Genomic DNA, 1,635 nt, shown 5'->3' with positions numbered 1-1,635 from the left:
CGTCGCTGTAGTCGCCCACGCCGCCACCGGCAGCGCCCGCGCCCGCGCCGGGGCCTGCGGCGGGCAACAGGTCTGGCTCCAGCGCGGCCAGAAAATCGTAGCCGGAAACGGTGCCGCCTTCGGGAAGGCTGAATTCCGGCAGCAGATCGGCGTTGCTGCCTTCGAAGAACCCGGAGAGCACGATGCGGCCGCCCTCGGGAAAGCTGAACACCAGATCATCGCCGTTGCGTTCGAGGGCGGCGGCGTCGGTGGGAAAGCCCAGGGCAAAGCGGGAGTCGGCGTTGGCGTCGAAATGAAGCACCTGTCCGGAGGCGGGCAGGTGCAACGCGACGGGGGCGGTGGCGGGGGCGGTGCCGCGCCCGGCGGCACCCTGCGGGGAACGGGTCATCGCTACCTCATGTGGTTGCGCGCCATGCGGCGCGGATTGAGCGGGCAGAACCGGTCATGCGCTGTGTGGTCATGCGGTTGCGCACAGGCTCCGGGTGGGCTGCAGCGGCCCATGCAATTGCAGGAGCGATGCAGCGATGAACGATAACGGATATCCGGAAGACCGACCTTGAGCGTATACACACGATACTGCGCCTGCGCAAGAAAATACACGTCTTTTGCGGGAAAATGGGGGGAGATATGGTGGCGCCTGAAAAAAATTGCAAGTAAATATGCAGCAATTTCAGATTTGCACGGACGTGCTGTGCGGCATGTTGTAACGACGCACAATCTGCGATGGGGAGATGATGGAGTGTGCACTGCGCCATGGTAGGGTTATGCCTGATGCGTGATGTGTGAAAGAGTATGAATGTTGTTGGCGGACAACAGGATTTCGATGCGGCCTGCACGGCGGGGCAACCTTTTTGCGGTGTTTGCGGGTGGGGTGTTCCCTACCTTGGCCACGCCTTCCATGCCGGAGGGGGGCTGCGCCCCGCGCAATTGCGGCCCGCATCGTCGTGCAGTGACCGGAAAGATTGGCATAATCCGGTTGCGCGGCTGGGTGCCCGCGCGTATATGATGAAATGTCCGGAAAGGGGGGCGGTTGCCGTTCCCTCGCCGCGCAATTGGTCATCCACCTCACGAGGGGTTCCGCCGTGTCAGACAAGCCTTCCTCCCCGCCCTCCGCCCGCCCCGACGCCACGCAACCCGGCAAGGAGCCGGCCAAGGCGACATCCGGTCGGGAATCTTCCTCTGCCGCGGGGTCTGCTTCCTCGGGGACTTCGGGTGTGGTCGCCGCCGCACGACCGGAGGCCAGGCCGGACGAGCGGCCTTCTCCTGCCGGTGCGGGCGCCCCTGGCGCCGCCGGTTCGCCCCACTCGCCCCACTTGCCCGGTTCACCCGGTTCACCCGGTTCGCCCGGTTCGTCAAATGCGCAGGACAAGGCGTCCTCCCGTCCGGCAGCCGTCGATGCGGGCAAGCCCGCCGAACGCCCCCTGTCGCGTTTTTCCGAGCGGAGCACCGACAAGACCCCAGACCGGACTGCGGGCAAACCGGCGGACGCTCCGGCGGCCAAGCCTGCCGAACGGACCCCGGACAGAACTGCCGACAGGCCCGCAAGGCCTTCGTACGGTTTTGCCGGACGCCCCGGCACGGGCAGCGGCGGCGACGCCGCCAAGCCGATGGGCAGCGACGGCGTCAAGGCGGCGG

1 protein-coding gene and 1 pseudogene are annotated in these 1,635 nt (G+C 66.5%); one reads left to right on the top strand and one right to left on the bottom strand.

Translation table 11 applies throughout. From position 1 onward, the window contains the following. Positions 1-388 (bottom strand): hypothetical protein (locus tag FVW20_RS14600; RefSeq protein WP_196610183.1); only part of this gene is annotated, 388 nt, incomplete at its 3' end. Between the two features lie 826 nt (positions 389-1,214). Between FVW20_RS14600 and FVW20_RS19805 the strand changes: the two are divergent. Further along, a pseudogene (locus tag FVW20_RS19805) lies at positions 1,215-1,635 on the top strand (hypothetical protein); the annotation flags it as partial.

The sequence above is a fragment of the Nitratidesulfovibrio oxamicus genome (assembly GCF_015731765.1).
Taxonomy (GTDB): Bacteria; Desulfobacterota; Desulfovibrionia; order Desulfovibrionales; family Desulfovibrionaceae; genus Cupidesulfovibrio; species Cupidesulfovibrio oxamicus.
This window is presented reverse-complemented; position numbering and strand designations above follow the sequence as displayed.